Annotated in this window: 16 protein-coding genes; 13 read left to right on the plus strand and 3 right to left on the minus strand. The window is 64.7% G+C overall.

Going from position 1 to position 23995, the window contains the following annotated elements; genetic code table 11:
• Positions 1-48: 48 nt before the first annotated feature.
• From ACODS2_RS20665 to ACODS2_RS20675, 3 genes are all read right to left on the minus strand, one after another.
• Positions 49-1281, minus strand: a complete 1233-nt coding sequence (locus ACODS2_RS20665) for an acetyl-CoA C-acetyltransferase (RefSeq protein ID WP_489000446.1) — start codon at positions 1279-1281, stop codon at positions 49-51.
• On the minus strand, positions 1278-2486 hold the full coding sequence (locus ACODS2_RS20670; protein ID WP_489000447.1) for a CoA transferase: 1209 nt from the start codon (positions 2484-2486) through the stop codon (positions 1278-1280). The genes ACODS2_RS20665 and ACODS2_RS20670 overlap by 4 nt, the downstream gene beginning before the upstream one ends.
• Positions 2487-2620: 134 nt before the next feature.
• The gene (locus ACODS2_RS20675; protein WP_489000448.1) at positions 2621-3094 is read right to left on the minus strand and encodes an Lrp/AsnC family transcriptional regulator; all 474 of its coding nucleotides are present in this window, start codon (positions 3092-3094) and stop codon (positions 2621-2623) included.
• Between the two features lie 135 nt (positions 3095-3229).
• Between ACODS2_RS20675 and ACODS2_RS20680 the strand changes: the two genes are divergently transcribed.
• From ACODS2_RS20680 to ACODS2_RS20740, 13 genes are all read left to right on the plus strand, one after another.
• Positions 3230-5572, plus strand: coding sequence for a transketolase (locus ACODS2_RS20680; protein ID WP_489000528.1), 2343 nt, complete (start codon positions 3230-3232; stop codon positions 5570-5572).
• 221 nt (positions 5573-5793) lie between these two features.
• Positions 5794-8244 (plus strand): TonB-dependent receptor, encoded by a 2451-nt coding sequence (locus ACODS2_RS20685; protein ID WP_489000449.1) that lies wholly within the window; start codon positions 5794-5796, stop codon positions 8242-8244.
• Between the two features lie 172 nt (positions 8245-8416).
• Entirely contained in the window at positions 8417-9826 is a 1410-nt protein-coding gene (betB, locus tag ACODS2_RS20690) for a betaine-aldehyde dehydrogenase (protein ID WP_489000450.1), read from the plus strand.
• Entirely contained in the window at positions 9813-11480 is a 1668-nt protein-coding gene (betA, locus tag ACODS2_RS20695; protein ID WP_489000451.1) for a choline dehydrogenase, read from the plus strand. The genes betB and betA overlap by 14 nt, the downstream gene beginning before the upstream one ends.
• Complete coding sequence (locus tag ACODS2_RS20700) at positions 11459-13126, plus strand: trimethylamine N-oxide permease (protein WP_489000452.1); 1668 nt, start codon at positions 11459-11461, stop codon at positions 13124-13126. The genes betA and ACODS2_RS20700 overlap by 22 nt, the downstream gene beginning before the upstream one ends.
• Before the next feature lie 255 nt (positions 13127-13381).
• Positions 13382-15889, plus strand: coding sequence for a GcvT family protein (locus tag ACODS2_RS20705; protein WP_489000453.1), 2508 nt, complete (start codon positions 13382-13384; stop codon positions 15887-15889).
• 4 nt (positions 15890-15893) lie between these two features.
• Positions 15894-17132, plus strand: coding sequence for an aromatic ring-hydroxylating oxygenase subunit alpha (locus ACODS2_RS20710; RefSeq protein ID WP_489000454.1), 1239 nt, complete (start codon positions 15894-15896; stop codon positions 17130-17132).
• A gap of 5 nt (positions 17133-17137) precedes the next feature.
• Complete coding sequence (locus ACODS2_RS20715) at positions 17138-18391, plus strand: sarcosine oxidase subunit beta family protein (RefSeq protein WP_298194033.1); 1254 nt, start codon at positions 17138-17140, stop codon at positions 18389-18391.
• Between the two features lie 10 nt (positions 18392-18401).
• Entirely contained in the window at positions 18402-18674 is a 273-nt protein-coding gene (locus ACODS2_RS20720) for a sarcosine oxidase subunit delta (RefSeq protein ID WP_489000455.1), read from the plus strand.
• Entirely contained in the window at positions 18671-21535 is a 2865-nt protein-coding gene (locus ACODS2_RS20725; protein ID WP_489000456.1) for a 2Fe-2S iron-sulfur cluster-binding protein, read from the plus strand. The genes ACODS2_RS20720 and ACODS2_RS20725 overlap by 4 nt, the downstream gene beginning before the upstream one ends.
• Positions 21528-22067, plus strand: coding sequence for a sarcosine oxidase subunit gamma (locus tag ACODS2_RS20730; RefSeq protein ID WP_489000457.1), 540 nt, complete (start codon positions 21528-21530; stop codon positions 22065-22067). The genes ACODS2_RS20725 and ACODS2_RS20730 overlap by 8 nt, the downstream gene beginning before the upstream one ends.
• Positions 22064-22573, plus strand: a complete 510-nt coding sequence (locus ACODS2_RS20735; protein ID WP_489000458.1) for a prolyl-tRNA synthetase associated domain-containing protein — start codon at positions 22064-22066, stop codon at positions 22571-22573. The genes ACODS2_RS20730 and ACODS2_RS20735 overlap by 4 nt, the downstream gene beginning before the upstream one ends.
• On the plus strand, positions 22570-23946 hold the full coding sequence (locus ACODS2_RS20740; RefSeq protein WP_489000459.1) for an L-serine ammonia-lyase: 1377 nt from the start codon (positions 22570-22572) through the stop codon (positions 23944-23946). Before ACODS2_RS20735 ends, ACODS2_RS20740 begins: the two co-directional genes overlap by 4 nt.
• The last annotated feature ends 49 nt before the right edge of the window (positions 23947-23995 follow it).

A 23995-nucleotide genomic window follows, 5' to 3' on the forward strand; every position in this document is an offset into this window, starting at 1 on the left:
TCTCGACTTCGCTCGACACGAACGGGAGGGGGGGGGGAAGTACCAATGTCAGCCCGCGCGTTCGAACACGGCGGCAATGCCCTGACCGCCGCCAATGCACATGGTTTCAAGGCCGAACCGACCACTGCGGCGGACCAGTTCGCGCGTCAGGTTGGCAAGGATGCGCCCCCCGGTCGCGCCGATGGGATGGCCGAGCGATATGCCCGAACCGTTGACATTGAGCACCTCATGGCGGCTGTCGTCCTCGCTCCAGCCCCAGCCCTTGAGCACGGCGAGGACCTGCGGGGCGAAGGCTTCGTTGAGTTCGACTAGGTCGATATCGTTCCAGCCGAGGCCGGTGCGCGCGAAGAGGCGCTCGACCGCCGGGACAGGGCCGATGCCCATGCGTGCGGGATCGCAGCCGGCGGCGGCCCACGAATGGAACCACGCGATGGGTTCGAGGCCGAGTTCCTCGAGCTTGTGTTCAGCGACGACGAGGCAGGCTGCGGCGGCATCGTTCTGCTGGCTGGCATTGCCGGCAGTGACGACCGCGCCGGGGATGGCCTTGGCTTCGAGCGGCTTCAGGGCGCCAAGGCTCTCCATCGTGGCGTCGGCGCGGTAGCCTTCATCGTGCGCGAAGATCTTGGGATCGCCCTTGCGCTGGGGGATTTCGACGGGGACGAGTTCATCGTCGAACAGCCCGTTTGCCCATGCGGCGGCGGCGCGCTGGTGGCTGCGCACGGCATAGGCATCGCAGGCTTCGCGGCTGATATTGTAGTCGCGCGCGAGGTTCTCGGCGGTCTCGATCATGCCCGAGATGACGCCGAAGCGCTCGATCGGCTGCGACATGAGGCGGCCGCGGGTAAGCCGGTCGTGGAGCATGAGCCCGCCCGCGCGGGTGCCGCGCCGCCCCTCGGTCGTGTAGTATTCGACATTCGACATGGATTCTACGCCGCCCGCGACGACAACGTCGGACTGGCCGGTCTGCACCATCATCGCGGCGTTAATCACCGCCTGCAGGCCCGAGCCGCAGCGGCGGTCAAGCTGGTAGCCTGGGACTTCGAGTGGCAGTCCGGCGGCGAGCCATGACCAATGGCCGATGGCAGGCGCCTCGGCATTGCCGTAGCCTTGCGAGAACACGACATCGTCGACGCGCGCGGGATCGATCTTCGTGCGTTCCATCAGCGCCTTGAGGATGACCGCGCCGAGCTGGCCGGCATTCATGTCGGCAAGGCTGCCGCCGAACTTGCCGACGGCGGTGCGGATGGGGGCGCAAATGGCGGCGCGGGTCAGTTTGGTCATGCGAGGGTTCCTGCGATGCCGGCTTCGAGCAGCCGGTCTATGGCCTGGGGATCGAGTGAAAGGTGGCGGGCGAGCACGTCGCGCGTGTCGGCACCGAGCACGGGCGCGGGAGCGGGCGTGAGGCGGTCGAGGCCGGGCATAGTGGCGAAAGCACCAGCGGCTGGGTAGGCAAAGCCACTGGGGTTGTCCGCTGTGTGCGCGAACATCGGGTTTTCGCCGACGAGGCGCGGATCCTGCACGGCTTCGGGCATGGTCTTGTAGGGGCCGTGGGTGACGCCGTTGGCATCGAGCTTTTCGGCGAGTGCGGCATGGGACAGCGGGGCGATGGCGGCTTCGATCAGGGCGTAGATCGCGTCGCGGTGGCGGTAACGCACGCCGTCGTCGCCGGTGAAGGAAACGCCGTGGCGGGCCTCCAGCGCGGCGAGGCCGGCTTGCAGATCCAGTGCGCGGACGAGGCCCTGCCATTGGCGCTCGTTGATCGCGACGATCATCACGCGCACCCCGTCGGCGGTGCGAAAATCGCGGCCGATGGTGCCGTAGACGCCGTTGCCGAGGCGTTCGCGGTCCTCGCCCGATTGCAGCACTTCGGCGACGCGGCCGAGATTGGCGGCGGACCCCATGGCGATATCGGTGAGGGGGAGACGCACTTCGCCGCCTAGCCCGGTTTCGTCACGCCGGCGCAGCGCAGAGACGAGCGCGAAGGCGCCGTAGGCTCCGGTGAGGAGGTCCCAGGCGGGGAGGACGTGGTTGACCGGTGCGGGGTCATTCAGCGGGCCGGTGAGCGCGGGATAGCCGACTGCGGCGTTGGCGGTGTAATCGAGCGCGATGGCGCCATCAGGCCAGCCCATGACGCGCACGGTGATGAGGTCCGGGCGGCCTGCGGCCAGCTTTTCGTGCGCGAGAAAGCCGCCGACGGGGAGGTTGGTGACGAGGGTACCAACGCTCTGGATCAGCCGGGTGAGCACATCGCGCCCCTCGCGGCTCGTGAGATCGAGTGCGACACTCCTCTTGGCGCGGTTGAGGTTTTCCCACGAGAGCGAGTGGCCCTCCGGCGTGAGCGGCCAGCGCTTGAAATCCTGACCGCCCCCGATCTGGTCGACGCGGATCACTTCGGCGCCGAACTGGGCGAGATAGAGCCCGATGGTCGGTGAGGCGACGAAGGAGGACACCTCGATCACCGTGATACCGGAGAGCAGATTGTACATGGGGTCGCGGGCTTTCAGGACGTTTCTTGTGGTTGGTCCAACCGTGTAATCAATCGAGCGGTTAAGCCAAGAGGCTAGGCGGGGTGCTGTCGTTTTCGAGGGGATTCGCTCGACACAAACGGCGTGGGGCCGCTTTAGTCCGGCACCGGCAGCGCCGTGCGGTTCACAATCGGGCGCAGCGCGAAGCTCGTGGTCACCTGCGCCACCCCGGCGATCCGCGTCAGACGCTTCCTCAAGAAATCCTCGAAGGCGGCCAGCGAGGGGACGAGGACGCGCAACTGGTAATCGGCCTCGCCGGTCATCAGGTAGCAGTCCATCACTTCGGGAAATTCGGCGACAGCGCTTTCGAAGGTCGCGAGGTGGTGGTCGTCCTGCTGGTCTAGCCGGATGCGCACGAAGGCGTTGACCGGGAGGCCGATGGTCTCGGGCTCCACCAGCGCGACATAGCCGGTAATCACCCCGCGTTCCTCCAGCGCGCGGACGCGGCGCAGGCAGGGGCTGGGGCTGAGGCCGACGTCCTCGCACAGCTGCTGGTTGGTGAGACGACCGTTTTGCTGAAGGCCGCGGAGAATCTTGCGGTCAATCGCGTCTAGATCAGTATCTGGCATTATCTTTTACTCGTGGCACCTGAATTGGCAGATTATGCCAAAACTGTGCCCGTGTGAGGCAAACTTCGCAATAGGCTGATTTGCGCCGCACGCTATGTTTCCCGCAAGCACCTCCTGATGGATTCGAAGCCTGCCATGACAGCCGCACTCGCCGATCCCCGCGTCCAACTGGTCCCTGCCATCGAGGCGCTCGATGCGCGGCTGCGCTGGCTTTCGGCGTGGACGGTGCACAATGCCAACAACATCCGCACGAAGCGCGACGGGATGAAAGTGGGCGGGCATCAGGCCAGCTGCGCCTCGATGTCGACGATCATGGCCGCGCTCTATTTCCACGCGCTGCGCCCGCAGGACAAGGTGGCGGTGAAGCCGCACGCGGGGCCGCTGCTCCATGCGATCCACTACATGCTGGGCAACCAGAGCCTTGAGCAGCTGCAGCGCTTTCGCGGGCTGGGGGGCATGCAGAGCTATCCCTCGCGGACCAAGGACCAGATTCCGGTTGATTTCTCTACCGGCTCGGTGGGGCTCGGGGTCGCGATCACCGCCTTTGCCAGCCTGGTGCAGGACTACTGCATCGCGCAGGGGCATATGAGCGAAGCCGATGCGGGCCGGATGATCGCGCTGATGGGCGATGCCGAGCTGGATGAAGGCAATATCTACGAGTGCCTGATCGAGGCCTACAAGCACGATATCCGCAACTGCTGGTGGGTGGTCGATTACAACCGGCAGTCGCTCGATGCGACGACGGCGGACCGCATGTTCCGCCGCTTTGACGATATTTTCGAGACCTGCGGCTGGCGGGTGATCACGCTCAAGAGCGGCAAGCTGCAAAAGGCGGTCTTCGCGAAGCCCGGCGGGGCGGCGATCGAGGATTGGATCGAGAATTGCCCCAACGCCGAATTCGCGGCGCTCACTTATCAGGGCGGTGCGGCGTGGCGTGAGCGGCTGCTGAAGGATCTCGGCGAACAGCCCAGGACCCGCGCGCTGATCGAGAGCTTCGACGATGCCGCATTGGCGCAGCTGATGACGAACCTCGGCGGGCATTGCGCCGAGACGCTGATCGAGGCCTTTGCACAGGCGGACGACGACAAGCCCACGCTGTTCATTGCCTATACCGTCAAGGGCTATGGCCTGCCGCTGGCGGGGCACAAGGACAACCATTCGGGCATGATGAACACCCCGCAGATCGAGAGTCTGCGTGCGAGCATGGGCATTGCCGAAGGTGCGGAGTGGGAACCCTGGGGCGGGCTGGGCGACAATCTGGCCGCAGAGCTGAAGGCCTTCGTGGAACGCAGCGCGCTGGCGGTAAAGCCGGCGGAGCACAGCCCGCCCGCCATTCCGGTGCCCGCACGGCTGCCGGTGCCGGAGGGCGAGGAGCAATCGACGCAAAGCGCCTTTGGGCGGATCCTGATGGACCTTGCCCGGCCCGGCGATCCGCTGGGCGACCGCATCGTGACGACTGCGCCCGACGTGACGCAGACCACCAATCTCGGCGGCTTCGTCAACCGGCGCGGACTGTTTCGCCGCAGCGAGCTCAAGGACGTGTTTCAGGCCGCGCGCATTCCCTCGGCGCAGAAGTGGGTGGGCAATACGGCGGGCCAGCATGTCGAGCTGGGTATTGCCGAGACCAACTTCTTCCTCGTGCTGACGGCTTTTGGCCTATCGGCGCCGCACTTCGGCACGCGGCTTCTGCCGGTGGGGACTGTCTATGATCCCTTCATTGCGCGCGGGCTCGATGCGCTGAACTATGGCTGTTATCAGGATGCGCGGTTCCTGCTGGTCGGCACGCCATCGGGTCTGACACTGGGCGCAGAAGGCGGCGCGCACCAATCGATCAATACCCCGCTCATCGGCATGGGGCAGCCGAACCTCGATTACTTCGAGCCGGCGTTTGCCGACGAAGTGGCGCTGCTGATGCGCCATGCCTTCGAGCATATGCAGAAGCCCGATGGCAGCTCGGTCTACCTGCGGCTCAGCACGCGATCGATCACGCAAGTTGTGCGCGAGGACGAAAGCTGGGAGGCCGATGCGCTGAAGGGTGCCTATTGGCTCAAGCGTCCGGCACCGGGTGCGGAAGCGGCCATCGTGTTCACTGGCGCGATTGCGCCCGAGGCGCTTGCCGCGTGGGAAACGCTGAGCGAGGATCTGCCGGGGCTGGGGCTGCTCAATGTGACCTCGCCCGATTTGCTCCACCGGGGTTGGTCGGCGCGGCGCGCAGCGCGGTGGACGGGAAAGCGGCCCGAGCCGAGCCATATCGACACCCTGCTGGGCGCCCTGGCGCCGGGGGCGGGGCTGGTGACGGTTCTCGACGGATCGCCGTCTGCGCTCTCATGGCTGGGCGCGGTGAAGGGCATGCGGGTAAGCCCGCTGGGAGTCGACCGGTTTGGCCAGACCGGCGATCTCCCCGACCTCTACCGCACCTACCGGCTCGATGCCGATGCGATTATCGATGCGGCGGCGGAGCTGTTTCTGGAGGGTTGATGGGCCAAACCATTGGCATTCCAACATCTAATGGGAATTATAATCTCCCTTGATGGATGGTGGGACGCCCTAAGTCTCTGAAATACTTGTTGCAGTTTGGCATCGCGCGGCGGGCAAAGGTTTGGCGCGCAGCGCGCCCGCTTGCGCGGGTTTTCACCTTGAGGCACGTCTACCCACATCTGGAGAAGCGGGAGGGACGCTGTCCTCCGGGGAGAAAAGATATGAACATGACGGACATGAGCACCATCCGCCGCGCGATGCTGGCGGGCACGGCCCTTGCGGGTAGCGCGCTGGGCCTTCTGGCAACACCGGCAGCAGCGCAGGACGCGCAGGCGACCGAGACAGTCGCGACGCCCGAGACCGGCGAGATCGTCGTTACCGCGCAGCGCCGCGAGCAGAAGGCCAACGACGTCGGCATCGCGGTCAGCGTGATCAGCGCCAAGGAAATCAAGGCGCTCAACATCGTGAACGCCACCGACGTGGTCCGCGCGATCCCGAACCTCAAGTTCAACGCCTACGGCTCAAGCCAGGTGGTCTACAATATCCGCGGTGTTTCGCAGAACGACTACGGCGACCAGCAGGAGCCGCCGGTCGCGGTCTATCAGGACGATGCCTATACCTCCTCGATCACCGCGGCGAGCTTCCCGGTATTCGATCTGGCGCGCGTGGAAGCGCTGCGGGGCCCGCAGGGCACGCTGTTTGGCCGCAACGCCACCGGCGGCGCGGTGCAGTTCATTTCTGCGCAGCCGACTGACAAGCTCGACGGCTATCTTTCGGCGACGTACGGCCGCTTCAATCAGGTTGTGCTGGAAGGCGCACTTTCGGGCCCGCTGTCTGACACGCTGACCGCGCGCATTTCCGGCCAATACACCCGCGATGACGGCTACATCAAGAACATCACCCCCGGTCAGCCGGATCGCGGCGCGGACAACCACTGGGCGCTGCGCGGTATCGTGAAGTGGGAGCCGAGCAGCGACTTCAAGGCCAAGCTGACGGTGCGTTATGCCAAGGCGGACCGCGAGCGGCAGGCGGGCATCTACTCGCTCGAGCCGACCTGCCCTAATGCGCAGTTCCAGGGCGAATTCCTCGGGCCGAACCAGGAATGCTCTTACTGGGGCGTCACGGGCACGACCGGTAATGGCTATGCCAACCCGGCGATCACGCCTTCGCAGGGCGGCAACCCGTGGCGCACAGCGGGCACCAATGATGCCTATGTCGACCGCGACGTGTTCGGCGCGACGCTGCGGCTCGATGCCAAGATCGGCGCGTTCGACGTGACCTCGATCACCGATTACCAGCACCTCAAGAAGTTCTACATCGAGCAGGGCGACAGCGTTCCCGAGTTCCCCTACGTGCCGCAGGGCACACCGCGTTCGCCCGGGCCGTGCCCTGCGCCTGCGCAGAGCGTGACGTGCTATGAATCGGGCACCGTGTTCTTCCAGCGCGCACGCACCAATCAGGTGAGCCAGGAAATCCGCGCCGCCGCCACTTTCGGCCAGAACTACCTGACCTTCGGCGGCTTCGGCATGATCATCGACGGCAAGTTCGCCGCCAAGTATGCCGTGCCGTTCATCCAGTACGATCCGGACGTGAAGTTCACCCAGCGCACCGAGAGCTTTGCATTCTTCGCGCAGGACGAATTCAAGATCAACGATCAGTGGAAGCTGATCGGCGGCATCCGCTATTGGCAGGACAAGAAGCGCGGCGTCTATGATGCGATCGCGCCGACCGGGCCTTATGCGCTTTCGCTGCACTTCGGGCCGGACGACATCTCGTACAACGACACGACCGGCACGGTGACACCGGGCTCGTGGAGCTACAAGAGCGGGCTGCCCTCGGGCGTGACGACGACACCGGGCGCGGCGAACCCGACCTTCCGCGGCGTGACTGCGCGCGCGGAAATCGACTACAAGCCGACGCCTGATACACTGATCTACGCAAGCTATAACCGTGGTTCGAAGTCGGGCGGGTTCACCTTCTCGACCGGCACGCCGTTCCCGACGCAGCTGGTGGATGTGCTCAACAACATCCCCTATCGGCCGGAAACGCTCAATGCCTACGAAGTGGGCCTGAAGGCCAAGCTGCCCGGGAACACGCAGTTCAACCTCGCGGCGTTCTATTATGACTACAAGAACTACCAGGCCTTCGTGCAGGTGTTTGCAGCACAGGTGGTTCGAAACCTGCCGGCCAAGATCAAAGGTATCGAGGCGGACATCACCAGCCGTCCGATCCCGGGCCTGACGCTCCAGCTTTCGGGCGCGGTGCAGGACAGCGAAGTCAAGAACGTGCTCCTGCCCGATGGCGCGACGGTGAAGACGAGCGACCTGCCGCAGGCGCCCGGTTTTGCCGGCAATGCGCTGGTGCGCTATGAGTTCGACACTGCCATCGGCCGCGCCTCGCTGCAGGCAGACGCGCTCTATACGGGCAAGTTCTGCTTCACCGTGATGTGTGCGCCGGTGGAGCGCGAGCGGGCCTATCACGTGGAGAACGTGCGCGTTGGGTTCACGCCGAAGGACAGCAATCTTGATCTGGCCTTCTTCGTGAACAACGTGTTCGAGCGCCAGTACCGCGTCTATGCCTTCGACGCGTCGACTTATTGGGGCTACACCACGGGCGTCTACGCCAAGCCGCGCACCTGGGGCGTGAACGCGGTGTGGCACTTCGGGAAGTAGGAAAAAGGAAGAAGAACCCCTCCGTCAGCCCTGCGGGCTGCCACCTCCCCATTTGCGTCTTCGACGAAAATGGGGAGGACCTTTTCGCCCTCTCCATTTTTGCGAAGCACAAATGGGGAGGTGGCCCGCCGCAGGCGGGTCGGAGGGGTTCTTCCTTCAAATGGGAACTGCAATGAGCGACACCTTCCAGACCATCAATCCGGCGACCGGCGAAGTGCTGGCAACCCTGCCCATCGCAGGTGAGGCTGAAGTGAATGCGGCGGTTGCCAAGGCGGCGGCAGCACAGAAGGAATGGGCCAAGCGCACCGGAACCGAGCGTGGGCGCATCTTGCGGCGCGCGGCGGACATCCTGCGCGAGCGCAACGACGAGCTTGCGGCGCTGGAAACGCGCGACACCGGCAAGCCGATCCAGGAAACACTGGTGGTCGATGTGGTTTCGGGCATTGATTGCCTGGAGTTCTTTGCAGGGGTCGCGCCGACGATTGCGGGCGAGCATCTCGATCTCGGCCCGGCGGCGTTCGGTTATACCCGGCGCGAGCCGTTGGGTGTGTGTGCCGCGATTGGCGCGTGGAATTATCCGATCCAGATCGCTTGCTGGAAATCCGCGCCCGCGCTGGCTTGCGGCAATGCGCTGATTTTCAAGCCTTCCGAGCTGACGCCGCTGACCGCGATCGAAGTGGAAAAGATCTACCTTGAGGCCGGGCTGCCTGAAGGGCTGTTTCAGGTGCTGCACGGCTTCGGCGAAACCGGTGCGCTGCTCACCGCGCATCCCGGCATTGCCAAGATTTCGCTCACTGGTAGCGTGCCGACGGGCAAGAAGATCATGGCGGGCGCAGCGGCCACGCTCAAGAACGTAACGCTGGAGCTGGGCGGCAAATCGCCGCTGATCATCTTTGCTGACGCCGATATCGAGAACGCGGTTTCGGGCGCGCATCTCGCCAATTTCTACTCGGCAGGTGAAGTCTGCTCGAACGGCACTCGCGTGTTTGTAGAGCGCAGCATTCTGCCGCAGTTTCTCGCCAGCCTGAAGGCGCGTACAGAGCGGATCAAGCTGGGCGATCCGATCGACCCGACAACGCAGATGGGCTCGCTGATTTCCGAAGCGCATCTGAACAAGGTCATGGGTTATATCGAGAAGGGCAAGGCCGAAGGCGCCGAAGTCCTGACTGGCGGCCACCGCGTTACGGAAGGCGTGCCCGCAGCGGGTTTCTACGTTGCGCCGACCGTGTTCACGGCCTGCACGGATGACATGACCGTGGTGCGCGAGGAAATCTTCGGCCCGGTGATGACCGTGCTGCCGTTCGACAGCGAGGACGAGGTGATCGCGCGGGCGAATGACACCGAGTTCGGCCTTGCCGCCGGTGTCTTCACCAAGGACCTGACACGCGCGCACCGGGTGATTGCTGCGCTCGATGCAGGCTCGTGCTGGATCAACACTTTCAATATCTGCCCGGTGGAGATGCCCTTCGGCGGGTTCAAGCAGTCAGGTCTCGGCTTTGAAAACAGCCGCGAGGCGATCCACCACTTCACCCGCCTCAAGGGCGTCTACGTCGCGATGGAGCCGATCGATGCCCCTTACTGACGGGGAATTTGATTACATTATCGTCGGCGCGGGTTCGGCTGGCTGCGTGCTGGCGGACCGGCTTACGGCGGACGGCAAGCACAAGGTGCTGGTCCTCGAATTCGGCGGATCGGACCAGTCGATCTACATCCAGATGCCGAGCGCGCTCGCCATTCCGATGAACACCACGCGGTGGAACTGGCACTACGAGAGCGAGCCCGAGCCGGGGCTGGATGGCAGGGTGCTGCATACGCCGCGCGGCAAGGGGCTGGGCGGCTCATCCTCGATCAACGGCCTTGTTTATATCCGCGGCAATCCATTGGATTTCGAGCGCTGGGAAGAGGAAGGCGCGAAGGGCTGGAACTATGCCTCGGTGCTGCCCTACTTCAAGCGGGCCGAGCGGCGCGACGAGGGCGGTGATGAATATCGCGGCGGCGAGGGGCTGCTCGATACGCGCTATGGCACGCTGGAAAATCCGCTCAATCAGGCCTGGCTCGATGCAGCCAGGCAGGCGGGCTATGGTCTGACCGACGATGTGAACGGTTACCGGCAGGAAGGCTTCGGCCGGATGGACATGACTGTCCGTGATGGCGAGCGCTGCTCGGCGGCCAAGGCCTATCTGCGCCCGGCAATGCGGCGGCCCAATCTGACGGTGCTGCAGCATACGCTGGCGACGCGGATAGTGATGGAAGGCAAGCGCGCGGTCGGCGTCGAGTATGAGCGCTATGGAAAGCGGCATGTGGTGCGCGCAGGCCGCGAGGTGATCCTTGCCGGCGGGCCGATCAATTCGCCGCAGCTCCTGAAGCTTTCCGGCATCGGCCCGGCGGAAGAACTGGCGCGGCACGGCATCAAGATCGTCGCCGACCGGCCCGGGGTCGGCGCCAATCTGCAGGACCACCTCGAATTCTATTTCCAGATGGCCTGCACCAAGCCGGTCACGCTTTACAAATATGCCAACCTCTTCGGCAAAGGGCTGGTCGGCGCGCGTTGGCTGTTCCTGAAATCGGGCCTCGGGGCGACCAACCATTTCGAGACCTGCGGCTTCATCCGCAGCAAGGCGGGCATCCGCTATCCCGATATTCAGTACCACTTCTTCCCGATGGCAGTGAGCTACGACGGCAACTCGCTGGCGAGCGAGCATGGCTTTCAGGCCCATGTCGGCCCGATGCGTTCGAAGAGCCGGGGCACCGTCACGCTGCGCAGCGCCGATCCGGCCGACAAGCCGGTGATCCGCTTCAATTACATGACGCATCCCGACGATATCGAGGAAATGCGCGCCTGCGTGCGGCTGACACGCGAGATCTTCCAGCAACCGGCCTTCGCGCCGTGGCGGGGGCGCGAAATTCAGCCGGGAGCGGACGTGACCAGCGACGAGGCTATCGACGCCTTCATTCGCCAGAAGGTCGAGAGCGCCTATCACCCCTCCTGCACTTGCAAGATGGGCGCGCTGGATGATCCGATGGCCGTGGTCGATTCCGAACTGCGCGTGATCGGTGTCGAAGGGCTGCGGGTGGTCGACAGTTCGGTCATGCCCTCGGTGACCACCGGCAATCTCAACGCGCCCACCATCATGATCGGCGAGAAAGGGGCGGATCACATCCTCGGCAAGCCGCTGCTCGCACCCTCCAATGCGCCGTACTACGTAGCCTCCGATTGGGAGACGAAACAGCGATGACCGTGGCGGCGCTGGACGCTCTGGAAGGCGAAGTCGAGAACGGCCAGCTGCACCGCTCGCTCGACTGGAAGGGCGCGTTCTGGGCTTCGAGCGGCGTCCCCGCCGGGGTTCTGTTGACCATCGGCGGCATCGCCACGATGATCGGCCAGCCAAGCTGGGTGATCTTCATCGCCTCGATCATGATGGGGTTCCTTCAGAGCTTCGTCTACGCCGAGATCGCCGGCCTCTATCCGCACAAGTCGGGCGGGGCCTCGGTCTATGGCGCAGCGGCATGGCTCCCGTATTCCAAGTTCGTCGCGCCGATTTCGGTGTGGTGCAATTGGCTGGCCTGGTCGCCGGTCCTTACCCTCGGCACCAGCCTTGCTGCGGGATACATCATGGCGAGCCTGTTCGCGCCTGATTCCGCGATAAACACCTGGCACATCACGCTGCTGGATCTGGGCTTCATCCGCGACAAGCTGACGCTCCGGATCAATGCCGTCTCGATCATCGGCACGGCGTTTCTGCTGCTGACCTTTGCCCTGCAGCATGGCGGCGCGGCGAAGGCGGCTTCGGCGCAGAAAATCCTTGGCATCGCGTGTCTTGCGCCGCTCATCCTGGTCGGGTTCGTGCCGCTGATCACCGGCGATCTGCCGACGCAAAACCTGTTTCCGCTGCTGCCGCTGGTGCGCGATGCTGCGGGCCATGCGCATTTCGGCACGTGGGACACTTATGGCCTGACGCTGATGGCGGCGGCGATGTTTGCTGCCGGCTGGTCGACTTACGGGTTCGAGACGGCGGTGTGTTATACCCGCGAGTTCAAGAACCCCGCTCGCGATACGCCGCGCGCGCTGATCGCGTCCGGCATTCTGTGCATCGTCATTTTTGCGCTGGTGCCGCTGGCGTTTCAGGCCTCGCTGGGGCTCGAGGCAATGATGGACCCGCGCATTGCTGATGGTTCGGGTGTGGCGCAGGCGCTGGCGAACATCGTGATCAAGGGACTAGGTGTGAGCGGCGGGGGCGCGGTGGTCGTCGCCAATATCTTCATCGCCACACTGATCCTGTCGCTACTTCTGATCGTGATGACCTCGATGATGGGCTCATCGCGCACGCTCTATCAGGCGGCGGTCGATGGCTGGCTGCCGAAGTACCTCGGCCGGGTGAACAGCCACGGCGCGCCGACAGCGGCGATGTGGACCGACCTCGGCTTCAACCTGATCCTGATGCTCGCTTCGGATTACTTCGCAGTGCTGATGATCAGCAACGTCTGCTACATGGCGTTCAACTTCCTCAACCTGCAATCCGGCTGGATCCATCGTATGGACCGCCCGAATTGGGAGCGGCCGTTCCGCTGCCCGACGTGGCTTTTGGGGCTTGGTGCGGTGCTGGGCTTCGTCAACATGGCCTTCATGGGCGCGGGGGCTGATGTCTACGGAGCGGGGACGCTGCGTAATGGGCTGATCGGGGTGCTGCTGATCCTGCCGGTTTTTGCCTTCCGCCATTATGTGCAGGACAAGGGTGTGTTTCCAGCGGCGCTCTCGGAGGATTTTGCAGAGAGCGCGGCGGTGAAGCGGGCGGGGGTGCTGCCTTGGCTGGCGCTGGCGGGTTGTGCTGTTGTGGTGTGGGGCGCGCATTCTCTGGCCAAGCTGCCTGTTCCGGTAGGCTGAAGAACCCCTCCGACCTGCCTTCGGCAGGCCACCTCCCCATTTGGGCTTCGCCAAAATGGGGAGGGAAAGAAAAGGTCCTCTCCATTTTTGCCGCAGGCCCAAATGGGGAGGTGGCCTGCCGAAGGCAGGTCGGAGGGGTTCTTTTGACTAATACCCAGCATTAGTCTTCGCGATAGCCGAAATGAGCGGTTCAGCCGCGCGCGCTTGGCTGGCATATCGGATCCCTGATATAAGAGATCGAAAGCCGAGGGCGAAATGAAGACGACAGCGCGGGTAGTGGTCATCGGTGGCGGTGTGGTGGGCGTGAGCACGCTCTATCACCTCGCCAAGCTGGGCTGGACCGACAGCGTTCTGATCGAGCGCAAGGAGCTGACTTCGGGCTCTACCTGGCACGCCGCCGGCCTGCTGCCGCTGTTCAATCTTTCGTACTCGGTGGGCAAACTCCACCAGTATTCTGTCGATCTGTACCCCTCGCTGGAGGCCGAGACCGAGCTGAACGTCGGCTTCTCCAACGTCTCGAACATCCGCCTCGCCACCACGCGCGACCGCATGGACGAGTACAAGTACTATGCCGGCGTGGCGCAGACCATTGGCGTTGAAGTCAACTTCCTGAGCCCCGACGAGGTGAAGGCGATCTGGCCGCTGGCCGACATGACCGGCGTGCTCGGCGCGATCCAGCACCCGGCTGATGGCTATATTCAGCCTGCCGATCTTACCCAGGCGCTCGCCAAGGGTGCCCGCCAGTATGGCGCGACGATCTATCGCAACACGACCGTGACCGGCATCACCCAGAAGGCCAATGGCGAATGGGTCGTCACGACCGATCAGGGCGAGATCACCTGCGAGCACGTGGTTTCCGCCACTGGCAGCTTTGCCCGCCAGACCGGGGAGATGGTGGGGCTCGATATCCCGGTGGTGCCCGTCGAGCACCAGTACATCGTGACCGAGCAGCACCCCGAAATCATGGCGCGGCGCAAGGCGGGCCTGCCCGAAATGGGCGTTCTGCGCGAAAGCGACGCAAGCTGGTACATGCGCGAGGAAGCCGGCGGCCTGCTGCTCGGGCCTTACGAAGTCGGCGCGCCTGCGTGCTATGTGAAGGGCCCTGCAGCGAACAGCGAATACGAGCTGTTCCCCGACGCGCTGGAACGGCTCGAGCCCTATATCCTTTCGGCCATGGCGCGTGTGCCTGCCTTCGGTGAAGTCGGCGTCAAGAAGGTCTACAACGGCGCGATTGCCTATACGCCCGATGGTTCGCCCATCGTCGGCCCGGCGTGGGACAAGAAGAACTTCTGGCTCAACGAAGGCCATTCGTTCGGCATCACCGCCGCGGGCGGTGCAGGCTGGCAGCTGGCGCAGTGGATCGTCGAAGGCGAGCCCAGCATCGACATGATGGGCGTCGATCCGCGCCGTTTCGGCGATTATGCGGGCGAGGGTTATCTCATCCAGAAGAACGAGGAGGCCTATGCCAAGGTCTTCACCGTGCACTACCCGGATGAAGAGCGCGAGGCTGCGCGCCCGCTGCGCCGCACCCCGTGCTACGACCGGATGAAGGCGCTGGGCGCGGTGTTCGGCAGCGTGTTCGGCTGGGAACGGCCCAACTGGTTTGCGCCCCAGGGCTACGAGCTGAGCGAGGCCGACCTCGACAAGCCCGACGTCATTCTGAACCACAATCACCCCGATGTGGCTGGTGAGGCGATCCGCGAGAAATGGTCGTTCCGCCGTTCGAACTACTTCGAGCATGTCGGCAACGAATGCCGCCACGTTTCCGAGCATGTCGGCATTCAGGACATGTCGGCCTTCGCCAAGTGCCTGATCTCCGGCCCCGGCGCGGAAGACTGGCTGAATGGGCTGCTGTCCAACGTTGTCCCGAAGAAGATCGGCCGCGTGACGCTCTCCTATCTCCTGACGGATGCAGGCGGCGTGCGCGCGGAGTTCACCGTCTACAAGAAGGGGCCGCAGGCCTATTATCTCGTCTCGGCGGGGGCGCTGGAGCGTCATGACCAGGACTATCTGCTGAAGGCGCTGCCGACCGATGGTTCGGTGCGCTTCGAGCGGCTGACGACGGCGATGGGCGTGCTGGTCGTGGCAGGTCCGAAGTCGCGCGATGTGCTGCAGAAGCTGACCCACGCCGATCTCTCGAACGCGGCGTTCCCGTGGCTAACCGGCCAGTCGGTTTCGCTCGGCCTCGCCAAAGTCGATCTGCTGCGCGTGAACTTCATCGGCGAGCTGGGCTTTGAAATCCACCACCCGATCGAGATGCAGAACTACATCTTCGACAAGATCATGGCCGCTGGCGCCGAGTTCCAGATCAAGCCCTTCGGCATCCGCGCGATGACTGCGATGGCCATCGAGAAGAGCTACAAGCTGATCCCGCGCGAGCTTTCGATCGAATACGCCGCACTGGAAAGCGGGCTCGACCGGTTCGTCAGCTTCAAGAAGCCAGCGTTCAAGGGCCGCGAAGGCCTGCTGGCGCGCAAGGAAGCCGGCCTCAAGTGGCAGTTCGTCACGCTGGAAGTGATGGATGTGACGGATGCCGACGCGCGCGGATCGGAAGCGATCTACCGCGACGGTACGCTGGTTGGCCGCGCGACGTCGGGCGGCTATGGCTGGCGCTGCGGCAAGAGCCTTGCACTGGCGATGGTCGCACCAGAACACGCAGCAGTCGGCACGGAACTGGAAATCGTGATCCTGGGCGAGCCGCACCGCGCGGTGATCATCCCGGATTCGCCGTTCGACCCGGATAACAACGCATTGCGGAGCTAATCCCATGATGCACTTTGACGCGATTGCCGAGAGCCTGAAGGCGGACAAGCCGGGCTTCACCCTGCCGCAGAAGCTCTATGTGAGCGAGGAAGCCTACCGCTTCGATACCGAGATCATGCTCAAGCAGGTGTGGCTATATGCCTGCACCGTGGCGCATGTGAAAAACCCCGGCGATCAGTTCCTGTTCGAGCTGGGCGAGACCTCGGTCATCGTGGTGCGTGACAAGCAGGGCGAGATCCGCGCCTTCCACAACACCTGCACGCATCGCGGCGCCAAGCTGTGTGAAAGCGCGGGGAAATCGGCGCGCATCACCTGCCCCTATCACCAGTGGACGTTCGCGCTGGACGGCAAGCTGCTGGCCGCGCGCAACATGCCGGAGGACTTCAACAAGGCGGACAACGGTCTGCGCCGCGTTGCGCTGGAAAACATCGGCGGGCTGATCTTCCTGTGCCTGTCCGACAATCCGCCGCCGATCGACCGCGTGAAGGCCGATATCGAAGAGCAGATCGCGATCTTCGACATGACCAAGCTCAAGGTGGCGGTGCAGGACGACCTGATCGAGCCTGCCAACTGGAAGCTCGTGATGGAAAACAACCGCGAGTGCTATCACTGCGACGCGGGCCATCCCGAACTGATGAAGTCGCTCTCCACCTATGGCTTCGGCAAGGGGCTGCCGGAAGACGGCGAGGCGGATGTGGTGGATGACGCTGCGTTCGATGCCATGCTGGAAGCGCAGCGCGCGCGCTGGCAGGAGCTTGGGATCTATCACGATCTGATCGAGTTTCCGGACAACTGGTGGCATCGCGTCGCGCGGCTGCCGCTCGCCAATGGCGCGGTTTCGCAGACGCTGGACGGCAAGCCTGCGTCGAAGAAGCTGATCTGGCCGCATGGCGATCAGGAGCAGACGAGCCTTTCGGTATGGACCCAGCCCAATTCCTGGCACCATTTCTGCTGCGATCATGTGGTGACGTTCTCGCTCACCCCGCTGGGGCCGGAGAAGACCCTGCTGCGCACCACCTGGCTCGTGCACGAAGATGCAGTTGAAGGTGTCGACTACGACCCCGATAACCTTGCGGCCGTGTGGCGCGCTACCAATGCGCAGGACAGCCATTTTTCGGCGATCAACCACCAGGGCATCAAGGGCGATGGCTATCGTCCGGGCATGTATTCGGTCGAGGAGAAGCTGGTGGACGCGTTCAAGGCCTTCTACGTCGAGCGCAGCCGCGCTGCGCTTGGGGTGTGAGCAAGATGAAGCGGTTTTCCGGTTTCAACCTGATCGGCGAGGCGTTTCGCAGCCATCAGGGCTGGCCCGAGCACTGGCCCGACAAGGCCCCCAAGGCGAGCTACGATGCGATCATCGTCGGCGCGGGCGGGCACGGCCTCGGCGCGGCCTATTACCTCGCCAAGAAGTACGGCATCACCAATGTTGCGGTGATCGAAAAGGGCTGGCTGGGCGGCGGCAACACCGGCCGCAACACCACGATCATCCGCTCGAACTACCTCTACGACGAGAGCGCGCATCTTTACGATCACGCAGTGAAGCTGTGGGACGGGCTGAGCCAAGAGCTCAACTACAACATCATGTATTCCAAGCGCGGCGTGCTGATGCTCGCGCACAATGTGCATGATGTGCAGAGCTTCAAGCGCCACATCCACGCCAACCGCCTCAATGGCGTCGATAACGAGTGGCTGACGCCGGAAGAGTGCAAGGCCTATTGCCCGCCGCTCGATATCTCGCCGCGCACGCGCCATCCGGTGCTGGGCGGCGCGCTGCAGCGGCGCGGCGGCACCGCGCGGCATGACAGCGTGGCCTGGGGCTATGCGCGCGCGGCTTCGGCGCTGGGTGTCGATATCATCCAGAACTGCGCGGTGACGGGCATCCGCCGCGGTGCGGACGGGGCCATTGAAGGCGTCGAGACCGAGCGCGGCTTCATTGCCTCGCGCCGGGTCGGCGTTTCGGCGGCGGGCAGCACCTCGCTGGTGATGAAGATGGCGGGCCTCGATTTCCCGCTCGAGAGCTATCCGCTGCAGGCGCTGGTTTCGGAGCCGGTCAAGCCGATCTTCCCCTGCGTGGTCATGTCGAACACCGTGCACGCTTACATGAGCCAGTCCGACAAGGGCGAACTCGTGATCGGCGCGGGCACGGACCAGTACACCAGCTATTCGCAGCGCGGCGCGTTCCATATCGTGGAGCACACGCTGGCGGCGATTTGCGAGATCTTCCCGATCTTTACGCGGATGCGGATGCTGCGGACCTGGGGCGGGATCGTGGATGTGACGCCGGACCGCTCGCCGATCCTTGGCAAGACGCCGGTGAAGGGCCTCTACGTGAACTGCGGGTGGGGCACCGGCGGCTTCAAGGCGACGCCGGGGGCTGGCGACCTCCTCGCCTATACCATGGCGCATGATGAGCCGCACAAGATCAACGCGCCCTACAATCTCGACCGGTTCCGCAATGGCCGGTTGATCGACGAGGCGGCTGCTGCCGCCGTCGCGCACTGAGGCACACTACATGCTGCTGATTCACTGCCCCTATTGCGAAGAGGCGCGGCCCGAGGTCGAGTTCGTCTATGGCGGCGAGGCGCATATTGCGCGGCCTGTCGATCCTTCGACCTATTCGGACGCGGAGTGGGAGAAGCTGCTCTACATCCGCAGCAATCCGCGCGGGCGGCACCATGAGCGCTGGCGGCACAGCCATGGCTGCGGGCGCTTCTTCAACGCGGTGCGCGATACGGTGACCGACGTCTTTGAAACAACCTACAAGGCCGGGGAGGCCCGCAAGTGAGCGGTTTTCGTCTGGCAGACGGCGGGCGGATCGACCGCCGCACGAAGCGCAATTTCACCTTCGATGGCAAGGCCCGCTGGGGCTATGCGGGCGACAGCCTCGCCTCAGCGCTGCTGGCGCAGGGGCAGATGCTATTCGGGCGCTCGTTCAAGTATCACCGTCCACGCGGCATTCTGGGTGCTGGCGTCGAGGAGCCCAATGCGCTGGTTACCGTGGACCGCGGCCCGGGCCGCCGCACGCCAAACCTGCGCGCGCCTTCGGTGCCGGTGCACGAAGGGCTAACTGCGACGAGCCAGAACCGCTTCCCCACGCTCAAGACCGACCTGATTGCGGTCAACAACGTGTTCTCCGCGTTCTTTCCGGCCGGCTTCTACAACAAGACCTTCATGTGGCCGCGCGCCGCGTGGGAGAAGGTCTACGAGCCGATCATCCGCCGTCTGGCAGGTCTGGGCGACAGTCCGACGACGCGCGATCCCGATCACTACGACGCGACCTATGCGCATTGCGAGACGCTGGTGGTGGGCGCGGGCCCCGCAGGCATCGCGGCAGCGCTTGAAGCGGCAGTGAGCGGCGGCCGTGTGTTCCTGATCGATGAGCAGGAAGAGATCGGCGGCGGCGCGCTCAGCGATCCGGCGCAGTGGGCTTGGCTGGCGGAAGCATCGGCCAAGCTGGCGGCGATGGACAACGTCACCGTCCTCTCGCGCACCACCGCAATCGGCCACTATCACCAGAACTTCGTGGTCGCCGCCGAGCGGCTGACCGACCACCTGTCGGTGGACGAAGCGCATGGGCCGCGCGAGAAGCTGTGGCGTATCCGGGCGGGCGAGGTCGTGCTTGCCATGGGCGCCATCGAGCGCCCGCTGGTGTTCGAGGGCAACGATGTGCCCGGCGTGATGCTGGCAAGCGCGGCGAAGACCTTTGCGCTGCGTTACGGTGTCGCGGTGGGCCGCAAGGTCGTCGTGATGGCCGTGCATGACAGCGGATGGCGCGATGCGCTGGCGCTGCACAAGGCGGGCGTGCCGATTGCGGCGATTGTCGATATCCGCCGCGATGCCGCGCCCGATCTGGTCGAGGCAGCGCGCGATGCGCGCATCGCCTGCTATCCGGGCTATGCAGTAACGGGCGTTTCCGGGCGGCAGGCGGTAAACGGCGTGACCATCGCGCTTGCCGGTGTGGGCAAGAGCCAGAAGCTCGATTGTGATGCCGTGCTGATGGCCGGTGGCTGGACGCCGACGGTGCATCTGTGGAGCCACGCCAAGGGCACCTTGCGCTGGGACGAGGCCTGGGGCGCGTTTCTGCCTAACAAGACGCACGAGAACTTGCGCTGCGTGGGCGCTTGCGCGGGCGCGTGGGACTTCGGCAAGGGCCTCTCACTGGGGCTGCTGCCCGCGCCCGTGCCGCTCCATGAAAGCAAGGCTTTCGTCGACTTCCAGAACGACGTGAAGGCGCGCGATATCGGTCTGGCAGTGCAGGAAGGTTTCCGCTCGATCGAGCATATCAAGCGCTACACCACGAACGGCATGGCGACCGATCAGGGCAAGACCTCGAACCTCAACGGCCTCCAGATCGCCTCGGGCGTGCTGCACCGTCCGGTGACCGAGATCGGCCTGACGACGTTCCGCCCGCCCTATACGCCGCAAAGCTTCGGCGCGATCCTCGGGCACCACAAGGAAGCGCTGTTCCAGCCTTTGCGCAAGACAGTGATCGACGACTGGGCGGCGGATCACGGTGCGGTTTACGAGAACGTCGCGCAGTGGCGCCGTGCGCGCTATTTCCCGCAAGGCAGCGAGGACATGGACGCAGCGGTGGCGCGTGAGTGCCGCGTGGTGCGCTCCGCGGTCGGGGTGTTCGATGCCTCCACGCTTGGCAAGATCGAAGTCGTCGGTCCTGATGCCGCCGAGTTCCTCAATCGCATGTACACGAACCCGTGGAAGTCGCTGGAACCGGGGCGGTGCCGCTACGGCCTGCTGCTCGGCGAGCACGGTTTTATCATTGACGACGGCGTTTCGGCGCGGCTTGCGCCCGATCGCTTCCACCTGACGACCACGACCGGCGGCGCGGCGCGCGTGCTGAACATGATGGAGGACTACCTCCAGACCGAGTGGTCTGACCTCGACGTCTGGCTCACCAGCACGACCGAGCAGTGGGCGGTGATCGCGGTGCAGGGCCCCAAGGCGCGGCGGGTGATCGCGTCGCTGGTGGAGGGCATCGACCTTTCGCCTGAGGCATTCCCGCATATGTCGGTGCGCGAGGGGCAGATCTGCGGCGTCGAGACGCGGCTGTTCCGCGTGAGCTTCACCGGCGAACTGGGCTTCGAAGTCAACGTGCCGGCCAAGCATGGCCGCATGGTGTGGGAAGCGATCTGGGCCGAAGGACAGAAGCACGGCGCGGTCGCTTATGGCACCGAGACGATGCATGTGCTGCGCGCCGAAAAGGGCTTCATCATCGTCGGCCAGGATACCGATGGCACGGTGACGCCGGACGACGCGGGGCTGGGCTGGGCCGTGGGCAAGAAGAAGCCCGATTTCGTCGGCAAACGCTCGCTCGCGCGGCCCGATATCGTGGCGCCGGGGCGCAAGCAGCTAGTGGGCTTGCTCACCGATGATCCGCAGGCAGTGCTGGAGGAAGGCGCGCAGATCGTCGCCGATCCGAACCAGCCTGTGCCAATGACGATGCTTGGGCATGTGACGTCATCCTATCACAGCGCGACATTGGGCCGTTCCATCGCGATGGCGTTGGTGGCCGGTGGGCGTGACCGGATGGGCGATACCCTGCACGTGCCTATGCCGGGCGGCGTGATCAGCGCCAAGGTCGTCGCGCCGATGTTCTATGATGCCGAAGGGAGCCGCCTCAATGGCTGATATCGGGGTTGAGATCGCAGAGATCGCGGTTTCGGCGGCGGAGCTGAAGCTGGGCACGGTGCCAGTCGAGACAGCCACGGTGCGTCTGTCACACGCCGAGGGCAAGGTGCGCTATTCGATGCGTGCGCGTGATCCGGCGGTGCTGGAAGGCGTGCTTGGCCGCACGGTCCCCAAGCGGATCGGTGATACCGATGCGGGGATCGCGTGCCTTGGGCCGGATGAATGGTACGTCGTGCTGCCCGACAACTTCGACCTGCCGCGCGGTGAAGGCCTGCCTGTCAGCGTCGTCGACGTCTCCTCACGCGCGCTCGGGCTGGTGCTCGAAGGGCCGGGAGCACTGACGGTGCTCTCCAGCGGTTGCCCGCTCGATCTGGCCAAGATGGCTGTAGGCCGAGCAACTCGCACGGTGTTCGAGACGGTGGAAGTGGTGATCTGGCGCGAGGCAGAGGATCGCTGGCACGTCGAAGTCTGGCGCAGCTTCGCGACCTGGCTGTGGCATGCGTTTCTCGCCGCGATGCACGGTGCGAAATGAGCGAGGCGGCGCTGAAGGACGCGCTCGCGGCGCTGGGGATCGGTTGGTCGATCCTCGAACATGAGGCGGTTTACACCGTCGAGGAAAGCCTGGCGATCCACGATGCGTTGCCGGGCGCACATACCAAGAACCTGTTTCTCAAGGACAGCGGTGGGCAGTTCTGGCTGGTGACGGTGGAGCATTCGCGCCGCGTGGACCTCAAGGCGCTGGCCGGGGTGATCGGCGCGAAGAAGCTGAGCTTCGGCAAGGCCGAGGACATGGAGCGGTTGCTTGGGGTGACGCCGGGATCGGTGACACCGCTCGCAGCCATGAACGATACCGGCGGCGCGGTGCGCGTGGTGCTCGATGCCGAACTGGCGGCAGCGGATGCGGTGCATGTCCACCCCTTGCGCAACACGGCTACGGTTGGCCTGCCGGGCGCCGATCTGGTCCGCGCCCTGGCGGCATGGGGGCATGACCCGCTGATCGCCGCGATTCCCGAGCGCGTAGCCGTCGATCCGGCATGACCGTCTCGACCTTCGAACTGTTCAAGATCGGCATCGGGCCTTCAAGCTCGCATACTGTGGGGCCGATGGTCGCCGCGCGGCGGTTCGGCCTGCTGCTGGAAGAGCGCGGCCAGTTGGCCGATACGGCGCGGGTCGAGGTCGACCTTTACGGCTCGCTGGCGCTGACGGGGAAGGGGCATGCCTCCGATACTGCGGTGCTGCTCGGGCTGATGGGCGAAACGCCTGCCGAAATCGATATCGACGCGGCGCCCGCTAAGATCGCGGCGGTGCATGAGACCGGGCAGATCGACCTGCTCGGCACGCAGCGGGTGCGGTTTGCACCGGCGGATGATCTCCATTTCCACCAGCGCGAGCGCCAGCCCTTCCACAGCAATGCGATGGCGCTTGCCGCGTTCGGCGCAGATGATGCCGTGCTGCTGCGGCGGTTATACTATTCAGTGGGCGGCGGCTTTGTGCTCGATGAGGACGAGGCGGGCCGCAATGCGCCGGCGGGCGATACCGCGCCGGTGCCCTATCCCTTCACCACCGGCGATGAGCTTATCGCCATGGCGGGCGCGGCCGGGCTGACAATTGCCGAGCTGATGCTGGCCAACGAGACAGCGCTGCGGCCGCTTGCCGAAGTGGAGGCCGGGCTCGATCTGCTTGCGGATACGATGGCTGCCTGCATCGATCGCGGCACCTCGCAGGGCGGCGTGCTGCCGGGCGGCCTTCGCGTAAAGCGCCGCGCGCAGGCTATCGCGGCCGAACTCGTCGCGCGCCAGCAGGCCGCGCTGAGCGATCCGCTGGTGGTGCTCGACTGGATCAACTTGTGGGCCATGGCGGTCAACGAGGAGAACGCGGCAGGTGGCCGCGTGGTGACGGCGCCGACCAACGGCGCGGCGGGGATCATCCCGGCGGTGCTGCGCTATTACGAGCGCTGCTATCGTGGTGACACGGCAGGGCGGCGCGTGTTCCTGCTGACTGCGGCGGCCATCGGCGCGCTTTACAAGCGCAATGCCTCGATCTCAGGCGCAGAAGTGGGCTGCCAGGGTGAGGTGGGTGTGGCCTGCTCGATGGCGGCGGCGGGGCTGACGGCGGTGCTGGGCGGCAGCAACGCGCAGATCGAGAATGCGGCTGAAATCGGCATGGAGCACAACCTCGGGCTCACCTGCGATCCGGTCGGCGGGCTGGTGCAGATCCCCTGCATCGAGCGCAATGCGATGGGCGCGGTGAAGGCCATCGACGCCTCGCGGCTCGCGCTGCTGGGGGATGGCGAGCATATGGTCAGCCTCGACAAGGTGATCGAGACGATGCGCCAGACCGGGTTCGACATGCGCGACAAGTACAAGGAAACTTCGCAAGGCGGGCTCGCGGTCAACGTCGTGGAGTGCTGAGCGAAGGCCCATCGACAGGCCCCAATCCCCTTGATACGATCTAGGACAA

Source organism: Novosphingobium sp. FG137 (assembly GCF_057809735.1).

Coding starts and splice junctions, on each gene's coding strand:
- ACODS2_RS20665 (WP_489000446.1), bottom strand. CDS start 1,281: ATGACCAAACTGACCCGCGCCGCCATTTGCGCCCCCATCCGCACCGCC.
- ACODS2_RS20710 (WP_489000454.1), top strand. CDS start 15,894: ATGATGCACTTTGACGCGATTGCCGAGAGCCTGAAGGCGGACAAGCCG.
- betA (WP_489000451.1), top strand. CDS start 9,813: ATGCCCCTTACTGACGGGGAATTTGATTACATTATCGTCGGCGCGGGT.
- ACODS2_RS20720 (WP_489000455.1), top strand. CDS start 18,402: ATGCTGCTGATTCACTGCCCCTATTGCGAAGAGGCGCGGCCCGAGGTC.
- ACODS2_RS20740 (WP_489000459.1), top strand. CDS start 22,570: ATGACCGTCTCGACCTTCGAACTGTTCAAGATCGGCATCGGGCCTTCA.
- ACODS2_RS20705 (WP_489000453.1), top strand. CDS start 13,382: ATGAAGACGACAGCGCGGGTAGTGGTCATCGGTGGCGGTGTGGTGGGC.
- ACODS2_RS20680 (WP_489000528.1), top strand. CDS start 3,230: ATGACAGCCGCACTCGCCGATCCCCGCGTCCAACTGGTCCCTGCCATC.
- ACODS2_RS20735 (WP_489000458.1), top strand. CDS start 22,064: ATGAGCGAGGCGGCGCTGAAGGACGCGCTCGCGGCGCTGGGGATCGGT.
- ACODS2_RS20670 (WP_489000447.1), bottom strand. CDS start 2,486: ATGTACAATCTGCTCTCCGGTATCACGGTGATCGAGGTGTCCTCCTTC.
- ACODS2_RS20715 (WP_298194033.1), top strand. CDS start 17,138: ATGAAGCGGTTTTCCGGTTTCAACCTGATCGGCGAGGCGTTTCGCAGC.
- ACODS2_RS20685 (WP_489000449.1), top strand. CDS start 5,794: ATGAACATGACGGACATGAGCACCATCCGCCGCGCGATGCTGGCGGGC.
- betB (WP_489000450.1), top strand. CDS start 8,417: ATGAGCGACACCTTCCAGACCATCAATCCGGCGACCGGCGAAGTGCTG.
- ACODS2_RS20730 (WP_489000457.1), top strand. CDS start 21,528: ATGGCTGATATCGGGGTTGAGATCGCAGAGATCGCGGTTTCGGCGGCG.
- ACODS2_RS20675 (WP_489000448.1), bottom strand. CDS start 3,094: ATGCCAGATACTGATCTAGACGCGATTGACCGCAAGATTCTCCGCGGC.